Raw genomic sequence first — 1525 nt, forward strand, 5'->3', positions numbered from 1 at the left:
GTAAGGATTCAGGTCTTTGATTGGGGAACAAGAGAAGGCATGAAAAAGCCACAAGAATGGGCAGATATAGCATCACGGAAAAAAGCTATTGCGCTTTTACCCTGAAACCGACAAGTCTGAATCACAGATAACAAATCAGCAGTTTGTTCAAACCGAGACATTGACCGGGAGCCCCCAGATACCTTACGTTTAGTCACGGCTAATCGCAAAGAACGTTCTGCCAAATTATTATCAGGAGGAATGGATGGATGGTCTAAAAAGTACCACCACTGTTGCGCTTTCTCACGCAACGAGCGCAGTAACAGTCCTGCAGCATGACCAACATGACCTTGCCAAGTATTTAACAATTCTGCCAACCTGGTCTTAAAGTCCCTTGCCCAAGTGTGATAATCAAGCTCTTGGGGGTGTTCCCGCCATTTTCGATGTTGTCGAAATGCCTCATCAATTAATTCCAAAAATGCAGAAGCGACGACAGTGTTATTACCGTGGTCCATTTGCAAAACTTTCTTAAAATGTCGCCGTAGATGGGCTAAACATTTCTGCTGCGCTCCCACAATCACACCGTTATAGACGCTAAAATCATCGGAACTCAACACACCAGCAAACTCGTTCCCCAGCATTGTCTCTAATTCGGCTCTACTGCGAGTGTCTGCGGCATGAAACAGGCAAAAATCTTGACCTGTGGCTGTCCACAACCATTCTTTGACTCCCTTGACACACCACGGAGTTTCATCGACATGGACGTTGGCTTGCAATGGTGCCCATTTCCATAGCTCTTCAACGGCAGGCTTTACAGCATCAGCTACCCGCGCATTCGTTGCTTGTAAAGTACCGATCCCAATTTCAATTCCACCTAATTCCCGTAGAAATTCTTGTTGTTTTTCATAGGATATGTGCCCATAATTACCTAACCAGCTCAATAATGCTTGTAGGTCGATGCTTAAGTCTTGTCCTGGAACTATCCCGGATGCTGGTGCACCCATCACCATTGCTCCGCATTCATTACATTGACATTTGACTCGTTGATATTCCACCACTTCAATTGGTAAGGCTGCTAAACACACTACTTGCTGCTTGCTATAACCAATCGCATCACTTAATTCTCTGCTACCACAATGCTCACAAGAGTCAGGAGTGCTGATTTGATATCTATCTACTCGCCCAAATCCTTTTCGGGTTTTACCGATATGTCCCGGCTGTCCTCCTGGTTTGCGCTTTGCCTCGAACTCTGACTCTTTGGAGTTGTCAACTTTGGCTGTCTCTGATTTCTGTATCAGATCGCTCGATGGTGGTTTCGATGATGTTTTACTATTGCTGGGCTGTCTCTCTTTGAGGTTTTCGAGCTCTTGTTGTAATTTTTCAATCAGCTTTTGTTGGGTTAGCACAATTTTGACCAGCTCCTCACGGCTCAACTGGTCAACTATTTCTAATTTTAGTGCTGCTGATGACTCTGGCTTTTCGCTCATCTGACTACATTACCATATTTTTCGGCTCTCAATGAACTATTTTTTACCTGAATCCTTAC

The 1525-nt window shown here is 44.6% G+C and carries 1 protein-coding gene; it reads right to left on the minus strand.

The window, feature by feature from the left end; translation table 11 throughout:
* Positions 1-8 precede the first annotated feature (8 nt).
* Positions 9-1466, minus strand: coding sequence for an IS66 family transposase (gene tnpC, locus QUB33_RS29420; RefSeq protein WP_333358210.1), 1458 nt, complete (start codon positions 1464-1466; stop codon positions 9-11).
* Positions 1467-1525 lie beyond the last annotated feature (59 nt).

Origin of the sequence: Microcoleus sp. B3-A4 (genome assembly GCF_036705385.1) — a bacterium.
Classification (GTDB): Bacteria; Cyanobacteriota; Cyanobacteriia; order Cyanobacteriales; family Microcoleaceae; genus Microcoleus.

Excerpts from the sequence above, each read along its gene's own strand:
- tnpC (WP_333358210.1), bottom strand. The coding sequence starts at position 1,466 with ATGAGCGAAAAGCCAGAGTCATCAGCAGCACTAAAATTAGAAATAGTT.